The organism is Marinobacter sp. MDS2, from assembly GCF_030718085.1.
Lineage (GTDB): Bacteria > Pseudomonadota > Gammaproteobacteria > Pseudomonadales > Oleiphilaceae > Marinobacter.
In genome coordinates, this window is record NZ_JAVAJF010000001.1 from 961,237 (window position 1) to 980,679 (window position 19,443).

Annotated in this window: 16 protein-coding genes; 10 read left to right on the forward strand and 6 right to left on the reverse strand. The window is 55.8% G+C overall.

Features of this window, described 5'->3' with window-relative positions; translation table 11 throughout:
- The first annotated feature begins 28 nt into the window (after nucleotides 1-28).
- The 4 genes from Q9245_RS04525 (at nucleotide 29) to Q9245_RS04540 (ending at nucleotide 6,208) form a co-directional block, all read left to right on the forward strand.
- On the forward strand, nucleotides 29-1,189 hold the full coding sequence (locus tag Q9245_RS04525; protein WP_305896036.1) for an acyl-CoA dehydrogenase family protein: 1,161 nt from the start codon (nucleotides 29-31) through the stop codon (nucleotides 1,187-1,189).
- A 156-nt stretch (nucleotides 1,190-1,345) separates the two neighbouring features.
- Nucleotides 1,346-2,161 carry an enoyl-CoA hydratase/isomerase family protein gene (locus Q9245_RS04530; protein ID WP_305896037.1) on the forward strand — a complete coding sequence of 272 codons (816 nt, stop codon included), beginning with the start codon at nucleotides 1,346-1,348 and terminating at the stop codon, nucleotides 2,159-2,161.
- A gap of 208 nt (nucleotides 2,162-2,369) precedes the next feature.
- Nucleotides 2,370-4,319, forward strand: coding sequence for an acetyl/propionyl/methylcrotonyl-CoA carboxylase subunit alpha (locus Q9245_RS04535; RefSeq protein ID WP_305897174.1), 1,950 nt, complete (start codon nucleotides 2,370-2,372; stop codon nucleotides 4,317-4,319).
- A gap of 59 nt (nucleotides 4,320-4,378) precedes the next feature.
- The gene (locus Q9245_RS04540) at nucleotides 4,379-6,208 is read left to right on the forward strand and encodes a long-chain-acyl-CoA synthetase (RefSeq protein ID WP_305896038.1); all 1,830 of its coding nucleotides are present in this window, start codon (nucleotides 4,379-4,381) and stop codon (nucleotides 6,206-6,208) included.
- Between the two features lie 364 nt (nucleotides 6,209-6,572).
- Here the strand turns inward: Q9245_RS04540 and Q9245_RS04545 are convergent, their stop codons facing one another.
- Nucleotides 6,573-7,553, reverse strand: coding sequence for an NADPH:quinone oxidoreductase family protein (locus tag Q9245_RS04545; protein WP_305896039.1), 981 nt, complete (start codon nucleotides 7,551-7,553; stop codon nucleotides 6,573-6,575).
- A gap of 278 nt (nucleotides 7,554-7,831) precedes the next feature.
- Here Q9245_RS04545 and Q9245_RS04550 point away from each other — a divergent pair, with 278 nt between their 5' ends.
- The 5 genes from Q9245_RS04550 to Q9245_RS04570 all read left to right on the forward strand — a co-directional run bounded on the left by Q9245_RS04550 (nucleotide 7,832) and on the right by Q9245_RS04570 (nucleotide 12,497).
- Nucleotides 7,832-8,449 (forward strand): trimeric intracellular cation channel family protein, encoded by a 618-nt coding sequence (locus tag Q9245_RS04550; RefSeq protein WP_305896040.1) that lies wholly within the window; start codon nucleotides 7,832-7,834, stop codon nucleotides 8,447-8,449.
- A gap of 138 nt (nucleotides 8,450-8,587) precedes the next feature.
- The gene (locus tag Q9245_RS04555) at nucleotides 8,588-9,886 is read left to right on the forward strand and encodes an NCS2 family permease (protein WP_199006352.1); all 1,299 of its coding nucleotides are present in this window, start codon (nucleotides 8,588-8,590) and stop codon (nucleotides 9,884-9,886) included.
- A gap of 23 nt (nucleotides 9,887-9,909) precedes the next feature.
- Complete coding sequence (locus Q9245_RS04560) at nucleotides 9,910-10,452, forward strand: adenine phosphoribosyltransferase (protein WP_114334200.1); 543 nt, start codon at nucleotides 9,910-9,912, stop codon at nucleotides 10,450-10,452.
- A gap of 21 nt (nucleotides 10,453-10,473) precedes the next feature.
- Nucleotides 10,474-11,136 carry a fumarylacetoacetate hydrolase family protein gene (locus tag Q9245_RS04565; protein ID WP_305896041.1) on the forward strand — a complete coding sequence of 221 codons (663 nt, stop codon included), beginning with the start codon at nucleotides 10,474-10,476 and terminating at the stop codon, nucleotides 11,134-11,136.
- 56 nt (nucleotides 11,137-11,192) lie between these two features.
- The gene (locus tag Q9245_RS04570) at nucleotides 11,193-12,497 is read left to right on the forward strand and encodes an AarF/ABC1/UbiB kinase family protein (protein WP_305896042.1); all 1,305 of its coding nucleotides are present in this window, start codon (nucleotides 11,193-11,195) and stop codon (nucleotides 12,495-12,497) included.
- Nucleotides 12,498-12,636: 139 nt separating this feature from the next.
- On the opposite strand, the gene Q9245_RS04575 is transcribed toward Q9245_RS04570, so the two are convergent.
- Nucleotides 12,637-13,314, reverse strand: coding sequence for an NAD-dependent deacylase (locus tag Q9245_RS04575; protein WP_305896043.1), 678 nt, complete (start codon nucleotides 13,312-13,314; stop codon nucleotides 12,637-12,639).
- A complete protein-coding gene (locus tag Q9245_RS04580; protein ID WP_305897175.1) occupies nucleotides 13,314-14,717 on the reverse strand; it encodes an FAD-binding oxidoreductase in 1,404 nt (467 codons plus the stop codon). The genes Q9245_RS04575 and Q9245_RS04580 overlap by 1 nt, the downstream gene beginning before the upstream one ends.
- Nucleotides 14,718-14,906: 189 nt before the next feature.
- Between Q9245_RS04580 and serA the strand changes: the two genes are divergently transcribed.
- Complete coding sequence (gene serA, locus Q9245_RS04585) at nucleotides 14,907-16,136, forward strand: phosphoglycerate dehydrogenase (protein WP_305896044.1); 1,230 nt, start codon at nucleotides 14,907-14,909, stop codon at nucleotides 16,134-16,136.
- Between the two features lie 73 nt (nucleotides 16,137-16,209).
- Here the strand turns inward: serA and Q9245_RS04590 are convergent, their stop codons facing one another.
- The 3 genes from Q9245_RS04590 to Q9245_RS04600 all read right to left on the reverse strand — a co-directional run bounded on the left by Q9245_RS04590 (nucleotide 16,210) and on the right by Q9245_RS04600 (nucleotide 19,391).
- Nucleotides 16,210-17,511 carry a S8 family peptidase gene (locus Q9245_RS04590; protein ID WP_305896045.1) on the reverse strand — a complete coding sequence of 434 codons (1,302 nt, stop codon included), beginning with the start codon at nucleotides 17,509-17,511 and terminating at the stop codon, nucleotides 16,210-16,212.
- Between the two features lie 184 nt (nucleotides 17,512-17,695).
- On the reverse strand, nucleotides 17,696-18,352 hold the full coding sequence (locus tag Q9245_RS04595) for an OmpA family protein (protein WP_305896046.1): 657 nt from the start codon (nucleotides 18,350-18,352) through the stop codon (nucleotides 17,696-17,698).
- Between the two features lie 49 nt (nucleotides 18,353-18,401).
- Nucleotides 18,402-19,391, reverse strand: coding sequence for an alpha/beta hydrolase (locus Q9245_RS04600; RefSeq protein WP_305896047.1), 990 nt, complete (start codon nucleotides 19,389-19,391; stop codon nucleotides 18,402-18,404).
- Nucleotides 19,392-19,443 lie beyond the last annotated feature (52 nt).

Genomic DNA, 19,443 nt, shown 5'->3' on the forward strand with positions numbered 1-19,443 from the left:
AACCGTGAATTAGAGCAGGAGAGTACCCATGAATTTCACATCAGAGCACGATGCTCTTAGAAAAACCGTCAGAGATTTCGTCGAAAAAGAAATCAACCCATACGTTGATGAGTGGGAAGAAGCCGGTGAATACCCGATTCGCGATGTGTTCAAAAAACTCGGCAATCTGGGGCTGCTCGGCATTCAAAAGCCCGAAGAATACGGCGGCATGGGTCTCGACTACAGCTACAATCTGGTCGCGGCAGAAGAACTGGGCATGGCCAAGTGTGGCGGTGTTCCCTTGTCTATCGGTGTGCAAACCGATATGTGCACGCCAGCGATTGCTCGTTTTGGTTCCGACGAACTTAAGCGCAATTTTTTGACGCCGGCCATTACCGGCGAGTTGATTGGCTCTATCGGTGTCAGTGAAGTGGGCGCAGGCTCCGATGTTGCAGGGCTAAAAACTACGGCCAAGAAAGACGGTGATGACTACATCATTAATGGCTCCAAAATGTGGATCACCAACTCTCCGAAAGCGGACTTCATCTGCCTGCTGGCCAACACCAGCGACGACAAACCCCACAAAAACAAAACTCTGATCGTGGTGCCCATGAACTCACCGGGTATCACTCTGAGCCCGCATCTGAACAAACTGGGCATGCGCTCCTCTGAAACCGCTCAGGTGTTCTTCGATGATGTGCGCGTACCGCAGCGCAACCGAATTGGCGCAGAAGGCACAGGCTTCATGTGCCAGATGATCCAGTTCCAGGAAGAGCGCATGTGGGGTGCGGCAAACGTTATCAAAGCACTGGAAAGCTGCATCGAGCAGACCATCGAGTACTGTCAGGAGCGCAAAACCTTCGGTCAGCCGCTGATCAACAATCAGTACATTCATTTCCGTTTGGCAGAGCTTCAAACCGAAGTCGAGGCGTTGCGCGCCCTCACCTACAAAGCCTGTGAGCTGCACGTTGCCGGCAAAGATGTCACCCAACTTGCATCCATGGCCAAGCTCAAAGCCGGCCGCCTGGGCCGTGAAGTGACAGACACCTGCCTGCAATACTGGGGCGGTAATGGCTACATGTGGGAAAACCCGCTCGCCCGCGCTTACCGGGACGTACGTCTGGTGTCCATCGGCGGCGGCGCTGACGAAATCATGCTGGGCATTATCTGCAAGACCATGAACATCTTTCCGGGCAAGCAAAAGGGCTAGGCCCTCTAACAGGAGGAAGGCCAGCCACGGGGCGGTGCTTTCCGGGACACGCTACAAGTACGTCCCTGTAGGCTCGTTTCGGGCCGTCCTTGGCCCTCAACGGTCCCGGAAAGCACCACCCCGCGGCTGCCCCCAGACAAAATGCGTGGAGTCTTTATGGAACAGTTATTACCAACATGCGAAACACTTGCCCTCGAGCAAAGCGGCTCGGCGTTAATGGTCACCATCAACCGGCCTGAAGTCCGGAACGCCATGAGCCTGAAAATGGTCGAAGAACTCTCGGCCCTTTTCACCCAAATTGAAAACAACGACACCATCAGAGCGGTCGTCATCCGCGGTGCCGGTGGCCACTTCTGCGCCGGCGGCGACATCAAAGACATGGCCGGCGTTAAAAATCAGGAAGGCGAAGGCCGCGACAACCCGTTCTACAAACTGAACCGAGCCTTCGGCGAAATGATTCAACAGGTCAACGAATCCTCCAAAATCGTCATCGCCATCACCGAAGGCGCGGTCATGGGCGGCGGCTTCGGCTTGGCCTGTGTTTCCGACCTCGCCATTGCCGGTCCCACCGCCAAGTTCGGCATGCCCGAAACCACACTGGGCATCATCCCCGCTCAGATCGCACCCTTCGTGGTTGCCCGAACCGGCCTGACCCAGGCCCGCCGACTGGCCCTGCTCGGCCTGCGCGTAGACGCTCAAGAAGCACAGCGCTTGGGCATCGTGCACGAGGTTGCCGAGAACGAAGAGCAAATCGAGACACTGTTGGCCGCTGCACTTGAGCGAGCCCGCCTCTGCGCCCCGAAGGCAACCGCTCAAACCAAAGCCCTCCTGCACAGATTCGGCCACGGAAACATGAGCGACTTGCTGGACGATGCCGCCGAGATGTTTTCATCCGCCGTGCGCGGTCCGGAAGGTGCCGAAGGCACCATGGCATTTGTGCAGAAACGCGAGCCCAAGTGGGCCAGTAACTAGAAACGATAGCATCGCTGCTGGGGCTGCCCGGCGGCGGTGAGAACGGTTTAACAGAGTCAGCGGGAGCGTAGGTGTAGGTGGTTCTCCAGAAAATGTGCGTAGCCAGGGATGGCGGAGCAGAAGCGCCACATGGATGTGCCGTAGGAGCGGTTTTCTGGAGAACCACCTACACCTACGCGGACGAGCTCCAAGGTAAGAGATCATGCAAATGCTAAAAAAACTACTCATCGCAAACCGTGGCGAAATCGCCTGCAGAGTGATTCAAACCGCCAAAGCACTCGGATACCGGACCGTCGCTGTCTACTCCGAAGCCGACGCCAACGCCCTGCACGTAGAGCAAGCCGATGAAGCCGTCTGCATCGGCCCGGCACAAGTTTCCGCATCTTACCTGAACGCAGATGCCATTCTCGCTGCCGCCAAGAAAACCGGCGCCGACTGCATCCACCCCGGCTACGGCTTCCTATCCGAAAACGCAGGCTTCGCCAAAGCCATCAAACAAGCCGGCCTGACCTTCGTAGGCCCACCCGAAAACGCCATCGAACTGATGGGCAGCAAACGCCGCTCCAAAATTGCCATGCAAAAAGCAGGCGTTCCCGTCGTCCCTGGCTTCGAAGGCAACAACGCCAGCGATGACGAGCTTATCTCCGCCGCCAAAGACATCGGCGCACCACTCATGCTCAAAGCCTCAGCCGGCGGTGGCGGTCGCGGTATGCGATTGGTTGAAGACCAGGACCAGCTCGCCGACAGCATCAAACGCGCGCGCTCCGAGGCCAAGCAAGCCTTCGGTGACGATGAAATGATCATTGAAAAAGCCGTGCTCGAACCGCGCCACGTCGAAATTCAAGTGTTCGCGGATCGCCACGGCAACGCGGTCTACCTCGGTGAACGAGACTGCTCCGTTCAGCGTCGGCACCAGAAAGTCGTTGAAGAAGCGCCCTCACCTTTCGTCCCCCCAGAACTCCGCCAAGCCATGGGCGAAGCCGCCGTGAAAGCAGCTTTGGCCTGCGGCTACGAAGGCGCAGGCACCGTTGAATTTCTGGTAGATAAAGATCGCAACTTCTACTTTCTGGAAATGAACACCCGCCTACAGGTAGAGCACCCGGTCACCGAACTGATCACCGGCCAGGATCTCGTCGCCTGGCAGCTCATGGTCGCCGAAGGTCAGCCCCTGCCACTGACACAGGCGGAAATCCAACTAAACGGCCATGCCATCGAAGTTCGCCTGTACGCCGAAGACCCCGCTACCGACTTCACACCGCAAACCGGCACTCTGCATCAGTTCTCTCCGGCCACGGGTGAAGGCCTGCGTTTTGACACCGGCGTGCGCTCAGGGGATGTGGTCAGCCCGCACTACGACCCCATGCTGGCCAAAGTCATCGCCTGGGGCCAAAACCGCGACGAAGCCCGTCGCCGGCTGATTCGTGCACTGGAAGACACCACCGTGTTCGGCGTCACCACCAACCGCCACTTCCTGAGCCGTATCATCGCAGACGAAACCTTCGGCGCCGGAGAAGCCACAACGGCCTTCCTCCAGCAGTCCTTCAAAGACGACCCATCGTTGGCCCCGCAAGCTCCTAGCATTCGAGAGATGGCTCTTAGCGCCTGCGCACTCAGCCTTGGCAGTTCGGGCCAAGATGGCTGGAGTAACGCGCCGGCAACGGTGATGCCGATGAGCCTTGAAGTGCAGGAGCAAGCCGTCGAGCTGCTCGTCCGGAGATCAGGCCAGACGCTTACTGTCTCCCAGGGCGAAGCGCACTACGAGCTACAAATTCAAAGCCATGAACCCGGCCAGCTGTGCATTATCGACAATGGCGTTCGTCACCGTTGCCAATATCACCGCAACGGTGATTCCCTATATTTACAAGCCTTCGGCCGCTCCTGGTCTATCGTAGATCGCACCCATCAACCGGCAGCCGGTGCCCAAGGCGCTGGCAGTGGTCGCATACAGGCCGCGATGGACGGCGCCATCATCGACGTACTTGTCGCTGAAGGGGATACCGTTGCGCAGGGCCAGACACTGGTCGTTCTGGAAGCGATGAAAATGGAGCACCCCGTCAAAGCAGACCGGGATGGTGTTGTAGCAGGGTTGCACACCAATACCGGAGATCAGGTAAAACGCAGTCAACTGCTGGTTGAGTTGGCTGCGGAAGACGCCTAACAATCACTATAACTCGTGAGCACAACCCAGGCTCTCGTGACGAAGGAAATGGAACAAAAATGAGTCAAGATACAATCTCCACCCGCGACTTCATGCGCAGTTTACCCCCCGTGCTCGGTCGTTTTCCTTCGATAGCACGAGGGCTCTACTATTACCTCGCCAAAGACAACGAGAAAGATCTCAACCTGAACAAATTGATTGCCCGCAATGCCCGGAAATATCCGAACCGGCCCGCCATCCTCTGTGAAGATCTCACGGTAACCTGGCAAGAATTCGATACCTGGAGCAACCGGATTGCGCACTACCTGAAGAACCAGGGCTTAGTGAAAGGCGACTCCATTGCCATTTTGCTGGAAAACCGCCCGGAATTGCTCGCAATCGTCGCTGGCGCAGCCAAAATCGGCGTTGCCTGCGCCATGCTCAACACCTCACAAAAAGGCAAGGTGCTGATCCACAGCATTAACCTGATCGAGCCGAAAATGCTCGTGGTGGGCGAAGAACTTCTCGAGCAAGCCGAAGGGGTTCGTCCCGAGATCAAGCTGGATCACGCCAACCCCATGCTGTATCTGGCCGACACCAACACCCAGAACATATTCGGCGAGGCACCGGAAGGTTATACAAACCTCGCGCTCGAGATCAGCAAGTTTCCAGCCACCCTGCCGGAACTGAACCAGCCCGTACTCATGGGCGACACCGCCGTATACCTGTACACCTCCGGCACAACCGGGTTGCCCAAAGCCGCCCCGGGCTCGCATCGCAAGTTCGTTCGCGCCTACGGTGGCTTCGGCATGTTGTCGCTGAACATGAAGCCGGAAGACGTACTCTACTGCACACTACCGCTCTACCACGGCACCGCTTTGCTGGTGTGCTGGGGTTCGGTGCTGGCCGGCGGTTCCGCCATCGCATTGCGCAGAAAATTCTCCGCCCGTGCGTTCTGGGATGATGTCCGCAAATACAAGGCCACCACTTTCGGTTACGTCGGCGAACTCTGCCGCTATCTTCTGAACCAGCCTGCAAGCCCGCAGGACCGCAACCATCCTCTAACCAAGATGATCGGCAACGGTTTGCGCCCTTCAATCTGGAAAGAGTTCAAAGAGCGCTTCGGCATTGAAACCGTGGCCGAACTTTATGCCTCTTCCGAAGGCAACATTGGCTTCTCGAACTTCTTCAACATGGACAACACCGTGGGCTTTTCGACGGCTCCTTACCGCCTGGTCAAGTTCCACGACGGCACCCGTGACCCGATCCGCAACGAGAAGGGCCAATTCGAGAAAGTCGAGAAAGGCGAGCCCGGCCTGCTTTTAGGCGAGATCACCAAGAAGTGGGCGTTTGAGGGCTACACTCAAAAAGAAGCCACCGAAAAATCGATTCTGCGGGACGGTTTCAAGAAAGGTGATTCCTGGTTCAATACCGGCGATGTCCTTCGCGAAATCGGCTTCCGCCACCTGCAGTTTGTTGACCGCATGGGCGACACCTTCCGCTGGAAAGGCGAGAACGTGTCTACCAACGAGGTAGAGAACATTATTGACGGCTCGGGCATGGTTGAAGAGGCCATCGTGTACGGTGTCGAAATCCCCCACACCAACGGCAAAGCGGGCATGGTGACCCTGGTTCCTCAAAAAACGAGTGACGGCTTTGACCCCGACAAGCTGCTGGCCTATTTGCAAGAAAATTTGCCGGCTTACGCGGTTCCCGTGTTCATTCGAGTGACTCAAGCCATCGAGAAAACAGGCACCTTCAAATACCGCAAAGTGGACATTCAGAAACTGGGCTACTCTCTGGAACGCGCGGATGACGTGGTTTACGTCTGGCTTCCGAAAGCGTCTGGCTATACCAAAGTAACACCAGAGCTGATTGCTGATATTGAGGCGGGTGACGTTCGGTTCTGACCTGCAGTGGGGTCGTTCTTCGGCCCCAGCCTGTTTGCCTAGGCGTTAGCCGGGTTGGCTTGGGCTTCCAAAAAACCGCTACGAGCACATCCATGTGCTCGTAGCGGTTTTTTGGAAGCCCAAGCCAACCCAGCTCTTCAAACTCCGCACAATCGCCACGTAACGCCATCGATTTCTCAGCTTGCCCGACACACTCGAATACAGCTCTGCAGATCCAAGAGTGTGTGGGTGGCCCCTCCCAAAAATCTCGGAGGCCATGGATGGCCGGAGCGAAGCGCACATGGATGTGCTCGTAGCGTTTTTTGGGAGGGGCCACCCACACACGCCTATCTCCCAACTTACAGGCTAGGTGCCCAAACCTAAATCAGGCACCCACGTTAAGAACAATCTTCCCGGTAGCCCGGCGCCCCGACAAGGCCCCCAATGCCTCAGCGTACTGTTCAAACTCGAACACCTCGCTGACTTTCGGGTCGATTTTGCCTTCGGCGTAGAGCTTCAGAAGCTCCATCATATTCTGGGCGCTGACCTCCGGCTCACGTTGCGTGAAGCTGCCCCAGAACACGCCCACTATCGAGCACCCCTTCAGCAACGCCAGGTTTGCCGGCACTTTCGGGATATCACCGGCCGCAAAACCGATGATCAGATGGCGGCCGTTCCAGGCCATTGAACGCAAAGCCTGTTCGGTGAAGTCGCCGCCTACCGGATCGTAGACCACATCGACACCTTTACCCTTGGTCAGCTTCTTGACTGCATCTTTCACCGACTCTTCGGAATAGTTGATCAGCTCATCTGCGCCTGCCTCTTTGGCTACGGCCAACTTCTCGGCGGTACTGGCTGCCGCAATCACTTTAGCCCCCATCGCCTTGCCAAGCTCAACCGCAGCCAGGCCTACACCACCACTGGCACCCAGCACCAACAACGTCTCACCCGGTTGGATATTGGCGCGCTGTTTTAACGCGTAATAAGAGGTGCCGTAGACCATCATGAAACCGGCCGCTTTTTCATAAGGCATGCCTTCAGGCAAAGGCAACAAGTTGGATTCCGGTGCCACGACCTCTTCAGCAAACGCGCCCCAACCGGTCAAAGCAGCCACGCGATCACCCGGTTTGAAACGGGTTACTTTATCGCCCACTTCAATAACCTCACCCGCAAGCTCTCCGCCAGGTGAAAACGGCATTGGTGGCTGCAACTGGTACTTGCCTTGAATAATCAGAGTATCCGGAAAATTCAAACCCGCAGCCTTTACCCGAACCTTAACTCCCCGGCCCTTCGCCTCGGGGCTAGGCACATCTTCGATAACCAGATTTTCAGCCGGGCCGTATTCTTTGCACAGAATTGCTTTCATGATCTCTCCAAGGCAGTCGGGCGTTCAGGACTCTGACTGTACACCCCATCGAACAGGTTGATGCTTATTATTGATCGATCTCAAGCTAAACAGAGTTGCTTCATGAAGCAAATCAAGTTCGCTTATCTAGCTTAATAAACCTTACTAATATTGCCATTCGCATGTGAGATCTTGTCAAAACACGCCATTTCGGATGAATTTCGGGGCGGTTTCGGCTATTCTTCGCCCTGATCGTTCCGAACACTTCGACCCCAGACCTTTTCTGCCCAGAGCTCACCATGTTTGACATCATCTACGCGCTTGAAATGATTGGGATCGTGGCGTTTGCCATTTCCGGGATGATCGTTGCACGCTCGAAAAACATGGATCCTGTCGGGGTGTTTGCCATCGGTTTCATCACCGCGCTTGGCGGCGGCACGCTGCGGGATTTGATGATGGATAACCATCCACTCTATTGGATCAAGCATCAGGAACAGCCCATTTTGATTTTGGGCATGGCCGTGATTTTCAGTTACTGGAGCCGCGCGCACAGCCTGAAAGAATCAAAGATCGTTTTCCCGGATGCCATCGGGCTGGGCATTTTCTCTATTCTGGGAGCTCAATTGGCGCTGGATCTGGGGCACTCCTGGTTTATCGCTTCTATGCTCGGGGTGATGACCGGAACCTTCGGTGGCGCTCTGCGCGATACACTGTGTAATGAAGTGCCGTATATCTTCCGGAAAGACCAGATTTACGCCTCTATCTCATTCGCAGGCTGCTGGCTGTATTTCGTTTGCCAATGGCTGCTTGAAAGCGAAACCACGGCGTTGACCATTGGCTTGTTGTTTATCGTTTTGGTGAGAATGCTGGCCGTGCGCTTTGATATCCGCCTACAGCGTGACCAGGCTCATAACTGAGCACGAAATCATCACTTGGCGCAGAGCCGTCTAGCCGGTAACATTGCCTTTTTTTCACACAGATCGCTTTTTTTTCCGCATTAAATCAGATTTTTTCACACCCTCAACCCCAGGCACCCCGAGAGGCAGACCCACGTCATGCTTGAACGACTGTTCCAACTCAAAGCCCACGGCACCAATGTTCGTAAAGAAGTCATCGCAGGGATCACCACCTTCCTGACCATGGCTTACATCATTGTGGTCAACCCCAGCATGCTGTCCGCAACCGGCATGGATTTCGGCGCCGTGTTTGTTGCAACCTGTCTTGCGGCAGTCATTGGCACCCTGATTATGGGCCTGTGGGCCAACTACCCCATTGCCCTGGCTCCCGGTATGGGCCTGAACGCCTTTTTCGCCTTTACCGTTGTGGGCAGCATGGGCTACAGCTGGCAGGTTGCACTGGGCGCGGTGTTTATCTCCGGTTTCCTGTTCTTCATGCTGAGCATTTTCAAGGTTCGCGAATGGATCATTAACAGCATTCCACTGTCCTTGCGCTTTGGCATCTCCGCCGGTATCGGCTTTTTCCTGGCTTTGATTGCTCTGAAGAACGCCGGCATTGTGGTGGATCATCCCGCCACACTGGTCAGCATGGGCGACGTCACCGCGCCGGAAAGCCTGCTGTTCTTTGGTGGTTTTATCCTGATTTGTGCACTGGCTTACCGTCAGGTGACCGGTGCCGTGATGATCGGCATCATCGCCGTAACGGCCGTTGCCATGATGCTTGGCATGGTTGAGTACAACGGCTTCATGTCTGCTCCCCCCAGCCTGGCTCCTACCTTTATGCAGCTGGATCTGGCGGGCGCCCTGAACATTGGCATGATCAGCGTAATTTTTGCTTTCCTGTTTGTGGATTTGTTCGACACCTCCGGCACCCTGGTTGGCGCGGCGCAACGTGGCGGCCTGCTGGACAAAGACGGCAAACTCCCTCGCTTGGGCCGTGCCCTGATGTCGGATTCCGTCGCCACCATGTCCGGTGCAGCCCTTGGCACCTCGACCACCACCAGTTATGTGGAATCAACCGCCGGTATCGCTGCCGGTGGCCGCACCGGTTTGACCGCCGTTGTTGTAGCGGGCTTATTCCTGGCCTGCCTGTTGTTTGCGCCCATCGCCAGTGTTATCCCTGCCTATGCCACAGCACCCGCTCTGGTATATGTCGCCTGCCTGATGGCCAGTGGTCTGAAACTCATCGATTGGGACGACATCACCGATACTGCACCGGCGATCGTAACGGCACTGATGATGCCGCTGACCTTCTCCATTGCTCACGGCATCGCACTGGGTTTCATAACCTACGTGGCGGTTAAGGCTCTGGCCGGTAAGTGGTCCGATCTAAACTGGAGCGTGACCGTTATTGCGCTTGTTTTCGTGCTGAAGTTTATTTTCCTGGATGTAGCGTAAGCCGCATCCCGAACAGGTGAGTTATGGATTATTTTTCCCAGAGCATTAAACAGGCCATTCGTACCGTGCCGAACTGGCCAAAAGAAGGCGTGTCGTTTCGTGACATCACCACGGTGCTGCAAGACAAAACCGCCTTCCGCAAGTTGATCGATGCCTTCGTGCATCGCTACCACGGCCAGCACATCGATGCCGTCGCTGCCGTGGACGCTCGCGGCTTTATCATCGGTTCCGCTTTGGCTTACGAACTGAACGCCTCGCTCGTGCTGGTGCGCAAGAAAGGCAAGCTGCCGTTCGATACCATGGTCGAAGACTACGAACTGGAATACGGCACCGCGTCTGTAGAACTGCACAAAGACGCTTTCCACGCCGGCGACAAAGTTGTGCTGGTTGACGATCTGATCGCCACCGGCGGCACCATGTTGGCCGCCAGCCGCCTGATCCGCCGCATTGGCGCGGAGATTGTGGAAGTGGCCGCAATGATCGACCTGCCGGATCTGGGCGGTTCCGCCAAGCTGCAGGAAGAAGGCTTGCCGGTTTATACTGTGTGTTCGTTCGAAGGAGAATAATCACACAGTCAGGAGGCGACCATGCCCGGTTATCAACACCTTTGGAAAGACGGCACACCTGTCCATTTACCCCTTGGTAAAATCGTGTGCATTGGTCGCAACTACGCCGAACACGCCCGGGAACTGAACAACCCGGTACCCAGCGAGCCGCTGCTGTTCATTAAACCGTCCACAGCAGCGACTCACATCACCCGGCCAATCGAACTGCCTCGCGATCAAGGTCAGGTGCACTTCGAAACCGAACTTGCGGTTCTCATTGGCCGACCTCTGACCAACGCCTCCGCCAGCGAAGCCGAACTGGCAATCCTCGGCTACGGCCTGGCGCTGGATCTAACCCTTCGCGATCTGCAAACCCAGCTCAAAGAGAAAGGTCACCCTTGGGAGCGCGCCAAAGCCTTCGACGGTGCCTGCCCGCTGTCTCCGTTTGTTCCAGCGGACAAATTGCCCAGAGGCAACATTCACTTCACTCTGGATGTTAACGGTCACAGGCAACAGACCGGCGATACCCGTGATATGCTCAATACCATCGTGCCACTCATTGCCCACATGAGTAGCCAGTTCTCGTTACTACCGGGCGATGTAGTACTAACCGGCACCCCGAAAGGCGTGGGCCCACTGGAAATCGGCCAAACCTTGTCTTTAGAGCTGGAGGATGTACTGTTTGTGGAAACCAAAGTCGTCTGAGCCGCAACTCCGAGGGCTTCGGTTAAACTTCTGAGTTAGGGAACTTGCACGTCACTATGGCTAAGAAACCCGTCACCTCACGTTCAGGTCGTTTCCTAAAATTGGCTGGCATGACCGCCTCGGTGGCCAGCGAATACGCCGGTCAGAAAGCCCGCGGCCTGTTTCGCACGGTGGACGATGAGGGCGCAAAAAGCGAAAGCTACACCCGCATGGCAAGCCAGATTGCCGATACACTCGGCGAGATGAAAGGCGCGGTCATGAAAGTCGGCCAGATTGCCTCCCAGACTCAGGATTTCCTGCCCAAAGAGTTTTCCGACGCCTTAGAAAAACTGCAAAAAGAAGCGCCTCCAATGCCATTCGAGGTCATTCTGAAGCAGGTGGAAAGCGAACTGGGCAAACCGGTCAGCGAACTCTTCGAATACCTGCAGGAAACCCCTTACGCCTCGGCCTCCATCGGCCAGGTACACCGTGCCCGCATGCACGATGGCACAGACGTGATCGTAAAAGTGCAGTACCCCGGCGTTGATGAATCCTGCGATTCTGACTTGAAGCAGCTGCGCATGGCGTTAAAACTCGGCGGCCTGTTGAAGATGCCGAAAGAAAGCGTGGATCTGCTGTTCGGAGAAATTCGGGAGCGCCTAAAAGAAGAGTTGGACTACGAGAACGAAGCTCAGAACCTCAAAATCTTCGGAGAATTCCACAAAGATCAACCTTGGGTGATCATCCCGAAAGTCATCGATAGCCACTCCACGCGACGAGTTTTAACGCTGGAATTGGTCGAAGGCGACCACATCAGCAAGGTCACACCTGAACGGTACGATCAGGAAACCTTGAACCTCATCGGCCACCGCATTTTCACCATCATGGCCGACCAGTTGTTCCGCTTCCAATGCATCCACGGCGACCCACACGCTGGCAACTTCGCGTACAGACCGGATGGCACCATCGTGATGTACGATTTTGGTTGCGTGAAAAAGTTGAAACCAGAGATCGTAGAGGCCTACCGGAAAGCGCTTATCTCGGCACTGGAAGAAGACTACAGCAGCCTCGATCAACACCTGATCGACTTAGGCGCTCGCGTAAGCAGCCAGCCGGCTATCGACGAAGCCTACTACGCCATGTGGCGGGACATTTTGATCGTGCCTTTCGTGGATGACGAGCCTTACGATTTTGCGGAAGCCGATATCCACAAGCAGGTAGCAGCAAAAACGAGTACGGTCTTTAAATACTTGGACTCTTTTAAGCCACCCGTGGAGAGTATTTTCATAGACAGGATGATTGCCGGGCACTACTGGATGCTGAAGCGCCTGGGTGTGCAGGCTGCATTCAAAAGTGAACTGGAGAAATATCTGCGGACTTGAGGTGCAAGCCCTGACGGTGAAGGCTTGCCAAAAACCGCTCCTTCGGCACGTCCATGTGACGCTTCTGCTCCGCCATCCATGGCTCCGCACATTTTTGGCAAGCCTTCACCGCCAGGGCTCCAAAGTTAGTACATCGGCTCTAACCCAGCATCTCCACCCATTCTGCGAGACCTTCACTGGCCCCTTTCCGAATGACCCGCGCCCGGGAAACCGAGGCCGGCTCACCAGGGTCGATGACCGTAATCGGCACATCAAAATCCACCTCATGAACCAAGCCGGCAGCCGGATAGACTTGCAGGGAAGTGCCTACAATCAACAACCGGTCAGCGGTTCGCACCAATTCAGCAGCGGCTTCAAGCATCGGTACTTCTTCACCGAACCAGACGATGTGCGGGCGCAGCTGGCCGCCTCGGTCGCAGGTATCGCCAGGCTGGATATCGCGGTACCCGATATCGTAGACCAGCTCAGGGTCAACGGTGCTTCTCGCTTTGGTCAGCTCGCCATGCAGATGCACCACATTGGTTGAACCGCCCCGCTCGTGGAGGTTATCAACGTTCTGGGTAACCACCGTAACCCGGTATTGGCTTTCCAGTTCCGCCAACAGGCGGTGGGCCCGGTTGGGCTCGACTTCCTGAAGCTGCCGCCGCCTCTCATTATAGAACCGGAGCACCAGGTCCCGGTTCCGCTGGAAGGCTTCCGGCGTGGCTACGTCGTACACACTGTGTTTTTCCCACAATCCATCGTTATCCCGAAAGGTGGAAAGACCGCTTTCGGCGCTGATACCCGCGCCGGTGAGTACAACGATATGCTCTTTCATCAGTCGAAAATCTTGCCTGGGTTCATGATGCCATTCGGGTCAAACGCCAATTTAATCCCCTTCAGGTAAGCAATTTCAGCTTCACTGCGGGTGTACTGCAGGTAGGGCTTCTTGGTCATGCCCACGCCGTGCTCAGCAGACACACTGCCCTGATAGCGTTCAACGATTTCAAACACCCACTTGTTTACCTGCTGGCACTTCTCGAAGAAGTCTTCTTTCGCCATGTCTTCCGGTTTGAGGATGTTCAGGTGCAGGTTGCCATCGCCGATGTGGCCGAACCAGATGATTTCAAAGTCCGGGTAATGCTCGGTCACCACGCTGTCGATTTCCTGCAGGAAGCCCGGCACTTTGGACACCACAACAGAAATGTCGTTCTTGTAGGGAATGCGCGGGGCGATGGACTCGGAAATGCGCTCCCGTAGCTGCCACAAACTGTTGGCCTGGGTTTCGCTCTGGCTGATCACGCCGTCCAGCACCCAGCCTTTTTCCACACATTCTTCAAACAGCGCCATGGCATCGTCCATCACCTGATCCGACACCGCCTCGAATTCCAGAAGCGCATAGTAAGGCGCTTCGGTTTCAAACGGCGCCTGCACCTGGCCGTGGGCGAGAACATGCTGCATGGCTTGATGGGAGAAGAATTCATAGGCGGTCAGGTCCAGTTTGCTCTGGAATGACTGCAGCACATCCATGGTATTGACCAGATCGTTCAGACCCAGCACGAGTACTGTCAGGTTATCTGGCTTACGGGTCAGTTTCATGGTGGCTTCGGTGATAAAGCCCAAAGTGCCTTCTGCCCCAATGAACAGGTGGCGAAGGTCGTAACCCGTGTTGTTCTTGGCCAGATCTTTGTTCAAATCCAGAATATCGCCCTTACCGGTGACCACCTTCAGGCCGGCCACCCAATCACGGCTCATGCCGTAGCGAATCACCTTGATGCCACCGGCGTTGGTGGACAAGTTTCCACCCAGCTGGCTGGATCCGGCCGAGGCGAAGTCCACGGGGTAGTACAGGCCATTTTCTTCCGCGAAGTTCTGCAGTTGTTCGGTAACCACCCCGGCCTGGCAGCGCACAGTACGGTCGCTGGCGTTAAAATCCAGCACCTGGTTCATGTTATCGAAAGCCACCACGATCTCACCGTTGGCCGCCACGGCACCGGCGCTCAAACCCGTACGCCCGCCCGACGGCACCAAACCGATTTGGTTTTCGTTGGCGAACTTAACCACCGCCTGCACCTGTTCGGTGGTCTTCGGCAGAACAATGGCCAGCGGCTTGGGCGGATAGATCTTGGTCCAGTCCTTACCGTAGGTGTCCAGATCGGAAGGGTCAGTCAATACTTTGCCCGGGTTCTCGGCGGTAGTTACCAGTTCTTCAAGGGCGGCAATGATCTGTTCGGAACTCATGAGCGTGTCGGTCTCGTCAGGTTTGGGCTCGGGTTTGATCAAAATCAACACAAATAGAGTTGATCCAGGCAAACCGGCGCACTGTGAAAATCGAACTTTATGGTATCATACCGCCCCTGTTCTGTGAGCTAGGCTGACGATCCCTGGCCGCAGGTCATTTCACGTGACGAAAGGTTCGGAAGCACGCCCATGTCAAATACGTCTCTCGAAAAGAGCAAAATCCGGATCCTGCTGCTGGAAGGCGTCCATCAATCTGCCATTGATACCCTGAACGCTGCGGGCTACACCAATATTGAGTACCTGACCCACTCACTCGCTGAAGAAGAGCTGATCGAGAAAATTGCCGATGCGCATTTTGTTGGCATCCGCTCTCGCACCCAGTTGACTGAGAAAGTATTTGAAGCCGCCAAAAAACTGGTTGCTGTGGGCTGTTTCTGCATCGGAACCAATCAGGTTGACCTGCAGGCCGCAACACGTCGCGGTATTGCCGTATTCAACGCGCCCTTCTCCAACACTCGCTCTGTTGCAGAACTGGTGCTGGCTCAGGCCATTCTGTTGTTGCGTGGCGTACCGGAAAAAAGCGCCAAAGCGCACCGCGGTGAATGGCTGAAGTCTGCAAAAGACAGCTACGAGATTCGTGGCAAAAAGCTCGGCATCATCGGTTACGGCAACATCGGCACTCAGTTCAGTGTTCTGGCCGAAGGCCTGGGCATGGACGTGTACTTCTACGACGTCGTTTCCAAGCTGCCGATCGGTAACGCCACTCAGGTCGGTTCTCTGAAAGAGCTGCTGAACATCGCCGACGTGGTGTCCCTGCACGTGCCGGAAACACCGTCCACCAAGTACATGTTCAAAGCAGAGCAACTGGCCCAGATGAAGCCCGGCTCCATCCTGATGAACGCTTCGCGCGGCACCGTGGTGGACATTGATGCTTTGGCCGACACGCTTCGCTCCGGCAAGCTGTTGGGCGCCGCCATTGACGTGTTCCCGGTTGAGCCCAAATCCAACGACGAAGAGTTCGTGTCTCCACTGCGCGAGTTCGACAACGTGATCCTGACCCCGCACGTGGGCGGCTCCACCATCGAAGCTCAGGAAAACATTGGTCGCGAAGTGGCTGAAAAGCTCGCGATGTACAGCGACAACGGCACCTCGGTTTCTTCCGTAAACTTCCCGGAAGTGGCACTGCCATCGCACCCGGATCAGCACCGTTTGTTGCACATCCACGAGAACGTGCCGGGCGTTATGTCCGAAATCAACCAGGTGTTCTCGGAAAACAACATCAACATCTGTGGTCAGTATCTACAAACCAAAGAAGACATTGGTTACGTGGTTGTTGATGTTGATAAAGCCTACGGCGAGCTGGCACTGCAAAAGCTGCGTCAGGTCAAGGGCACTATCCGTACCCGCGTACTGTTCTGATATAAGCCCTCCGGGGCATTCAGGCACAAAAAAACCGGAACACTGTTCCGGTTTTTTTGTGCCTGAGCAACCGTTACTGCGGGGCGCGCAGCAACAGGTTGGGTGATCCGGCCTTGATACCGTTCAGTACATTACCGGTACCCAGATTGATCACAGCATTTGTCACCTCTGCCGGTGTCAAACCTGGCTGTTCCGCCAGGATCAACGCCGAAACACCCGCTACGTGAGGTGAGGCCATCGAGGTGCCGCTGATGGTGTTGGTCTGGTTATCCGCTTCATGCCAGGCTGCCGTGATGTCAGAGCCCGGAGCGAAAATATCCAGACACTGTCCATGGTTTGAGAAGGAAGAGCGCTGGTCGTCACGGGTGGTGCTGCCCACTGTGATCGCAGGCTCAACCCGATTCGGCGAACCACCACACGCATCCGCATCGTCATTGCCCGCCGCCACAACGAAGGTCACACCTTCTTCGATGGCACCGCGAACCGCGTTATCCAGTGCATCGGAAGCACCACCCCCCAAAGACATGTTCGCAACCGCTGGCGCCTGGTGATTTGCTGCTACCCAGTCTACGCCTGCAATCACATCAGCGTTGCTACCCGCACCCGAGCAATCCAGAACACGCACAGCTGCCACGGAAGCCTGCTTGGCAACCCCGTAGGTTGAGCCAACGGAGGTACTGGCTACGTGGGTACCGTGGCCGTTACAGTCTGTGGTATCGGTCGCGTCGGTTGAGCCACCGAGGTTCAGAAACGGCCCAACCAAAGGTAACGCGCCCAGCCCCAACAGGCCGGCATCATTGACGGCAAAGTTACGACCTTCAATAACACGGCCAGCAAACTCTTGGTGAGTATCGCGAAGCCCGGTATCGATCACATAAACATTAACACCAGCACCGCCAGATGCGGGGTAACGGTACTGCTCATCGAGCGGCAATACCGCTTGGTCGATACGGTCCAGGCCCCAGGTTGCCCCGGGCTGGGTTGCCGAATTGGCAGCAACAATACGATCCTGCTCCACCTTCAGAACGCCCGGCAGCGAAGACAACAGGCCTGCCTGTTGCTCGGTGAGCGCCAGAGCCGCGCCCGTCATCGCAGTCTGGTAGACATGCAACACTTCACCGCCCCCTACAGCCATCAGCAGTGACTGAATACCGGCCGTCAGATCGCCTAGGCCCAACAGTTCCGGCAGAGCCGGATCCAGTGTCACGATATAACGCCCGGGAATCGCATCCCCTGCTTGCAGCGTAACGGACTGGTTTGCTTCAGCTGTTGAACCGGTCAAGCCAAGCGCCTCAAACAAACCCGCCTGAACCGGCGCTGCGGAAAGAAGGCAAGCGCTCAAACTGGCTGCTGTAATCAGTGCATGCTTTTTCATAAGGTACTGCTCTCTTGTTGTATTTAACTGAACGAGTGAACTTGACACATTGTGGGCTTATTCGCAGTGTCGGATCAGGCCAATTCAAAAGCTGCCCGCCATAACAAAAAAAGCTTCACAACCCGAAGGTGGTGAAGCTTTTTAACAACCCGGCGCCCCGGGTTTTGCGCAGAACGAATAGAGCTTACTGCATGGGCACGAGCGTTAGCTCAACACGACGATTCTGTTCACGGCCCGTCGCAGTTTCGTTAGATGCCACGGGCGCACGCTCTCCGTAACCGGTCGCACGGGTACGACGAGGCTCAATGCCTTGATTCATCAAGAAGTCACGGACAGATGAAGCACGACGCTCACTCAACAACTGATTGTAGCTGTCCCGCCCGGTGCTATCCGTGTGGCCATCAATCTGGATGATGGTTTTATCGAATTCCTTCAGAACAAGAGCAACCGACTCCAACGTGCCGGTAAATCCTGGGCGAATGCTGGACTGATCCGTGTTAAACGTAATATTGCCAGGCATCACCAATTCAATCTGGTCGCCATTACGCACCACACGCACCCCGGTGCCTTCCAGTCTCTGACGCAGCTGCGCTTCCTGGCGATCCATGTAATAACCGATACCACCACCAACAGCAGCACCACCAGCGGCACCAATCAATGCGCCTTTACCACGATCGCTTTTGCTAGACGTGGCCGCACCAATTGCTGCGCCACCCAAGGCGCCGATGATGCTGCCCTTGGTTGCGTTCGACGTTTTCTCTTCTCCGGTATAAGGGTCGTAAGTCATGCAGCCACTCAGGCCAACCGTCGCAACGGCAAAGGCAAGGATTGTCTTCTTCATCATAAACTCCTGATGCTATTAGTTTGGTATCCGGCCAGTCCTGACCGTATTACTGCGAGAATGTATCAATAATGGTATTGAATACCGTCGCCTGCAAATCTTTGGCCTCATTGACCAAGTGATGGCGCCCATCCGGGATCGTGCGTTCGTTGACGGCCGAAAACTTGTTTCGAATGATCCGCAGATTGTGCTGCCAGTCGACGGTCAGGTCTTTTTCACCCTGTACCACCGTTACCGGGAAGTCCACCGGCCGAGCCGACTCAATGTGTGGCACCCACTTCCGCAAAGCCGTGACCCAGTCCACATGCACAGCCCGAGCCTGCAAAGGATCATGCTCCCGAAGAAACTTCAGAAACCGGGTATTGCTGCTGTTCTGCCCAAAGGCCCTTCGCCAACGACTCAGGAACGGGCGCGCCACACTGTGCAACATCTTGGCGCCCAGCCAACCCATGGGCCGCACCAGTGGCGCCAACAGCACCACCTTACGGAACGCAGAGGTTTCCTGGTTGTGATGGTTAGACAACAGATAGTCGATCAAAATCGCCCCACCTGTGCTCTGGCCAACCGCGAACCACGGCCCCCGGATTTTATCCTCCACCTGCGCCATAACCGAGGACAAAACTGCCTGATACTCCAGGAAGCTGCCGATGGCTGCCGGCGTGCCACTGGATAAACCATGGCCTGGCTGGTCATAGGCCAGCACATCAAAACCAGCGCCAAGGCACCGGTCAATGAGCTGGGTATAAAGGCCAACGTGATCAAAGTAGCCGTGCAATATAAACACGGTCCCTTTAGATGCACCGGCATCCGGCAACCGAAAATAATGCACCATGACTTCATGGTGCTGAGCCTTGATGTAGCCTTGGTGATAGGTCACCTGTGGATGCTCCACCCACAAGTCCAAACCGTAAAACCGACAATAGGCTTCCATCTCAGAACTCAGGTCCCGAGGCTCCTGCGGATTGAACGGCTCCAGCCGCTCAAGCAATGAGTGCCTGTCCCAGTTCGGTATTTCTATGGTATCTGTTTTCCAGTACACGTAGAGTTAAACGCCTGTCATGTGTCAATAATTGACGATCATCCTAACGCAT

Excerpts from the sequence above, each read along its gene's own strand:
- Q9245_RS04530 (WP_305896037.1), top strand. The coding sequence starts at position 1,346 with ATGGAACAGTTATTACCAACATGCGAAACACTTGCCCTCGAGCAAAGC.
- Q9245_RS04550 (WP_305896040.1), top strand. The coding sequence starts at position 7,832 with ATGTTTGACATCATCTACGCGCTTGAAATGATTGGGATCGTGGCGTTT.
- Q9245_RS04565 (WP_305896041.1), top strand. The coding sequence starts at position 10,474 with ATGCCCGGTTATCAACACCTTTGGAAAGACGGCACACCTGTCCATTTA.
- Q9245_RS04535 (WP_305897174.1), top strand. The coding sequence starts at position 2,370 with ATGCTAAAAAAACTACTCATCGCAAACCGTGGCGAAATCGCCTGCAGA.
- Q9245_RS04555 (WP_199006352.1), top strand. The coding sequence starts at position 8,588 with ATGCTTGAACGACTGTTCCAACTCAAAGCCCACGGCACCAATGTTCGT.
- Q9245_RS04595 (WP_305896046.1), bottom strand. The coding sequence starts at position 18,352 with ATGAAGAAGACAATCCTTGCCTTTGCCGTTGCGACGGTTGGCCTGAGT.
- Q9245_RS04570 (WP_305896042.1), top strand. The coding sequence starts at position 11,193 with ATGGCTAAGAAACCCGTCACCTCACGTTCAGGTCGTTTCCTAAAATTG.
- Q9245_RS04525 (WP_305896036.1), top strand. The coding sequence starts at position 29 with ATGAATTTCACATCAGAGCACGATGCTCTTAGAAAAACCGTCAGAGAT.
- Q9245_RS04575 (WP_305896043.1), bottom strand. The coding sequence starts at position 13,314 with ATGAAAGAGCATATCGTTGTACTCACCGGCGCGGGTATCAGCGCCGAA.
- Q9245_RS04580 (WP_305897175.1), bottom strand. The coding sequence starts at position 14,717 with ATGAGTTCCGAACAGATCATTGCCGCCCTTGAAGAACTGGTAACTACC.
- Q9245_RS04590 (WP_305896045.1), bottom strand. The coding sequence starts at position 17,511 with ATGAAAAAGCATGCACTGATTACAGCAGCCAGTTTGAGCGCTTGCCTT.
- Q9245_RS04560 (WP_114334200.1), top strand. The coding sequence starts at position 9,910 with ATGGATTATTTTTCCCAGAGCATTAAACAGGCCATTCGTACCGTGCCG.
- serA (WP_305896044.1), top strand. The coding sequence starts at position 14,907 with ATGTCAAATACGTCTCTCGAAAAGAGCAAAATCCGGATCCTGCTGCTG.
- Q9245_RS04540 (WP_305896038.1), top strand. The coding sequence starts at position 4,379 with ATGAGTCAAGATACAATCTCCACCCGCGACTTCATGCGCAGTTTACCC.
- Q9245_RS04545 (WP_305896039.1), bottom strand. The coding sequence starts at position 7,553 with ATGAAAGCAATTCTGTGCAAAGAATACGGCCCGGCTGAAAATCTGGTT.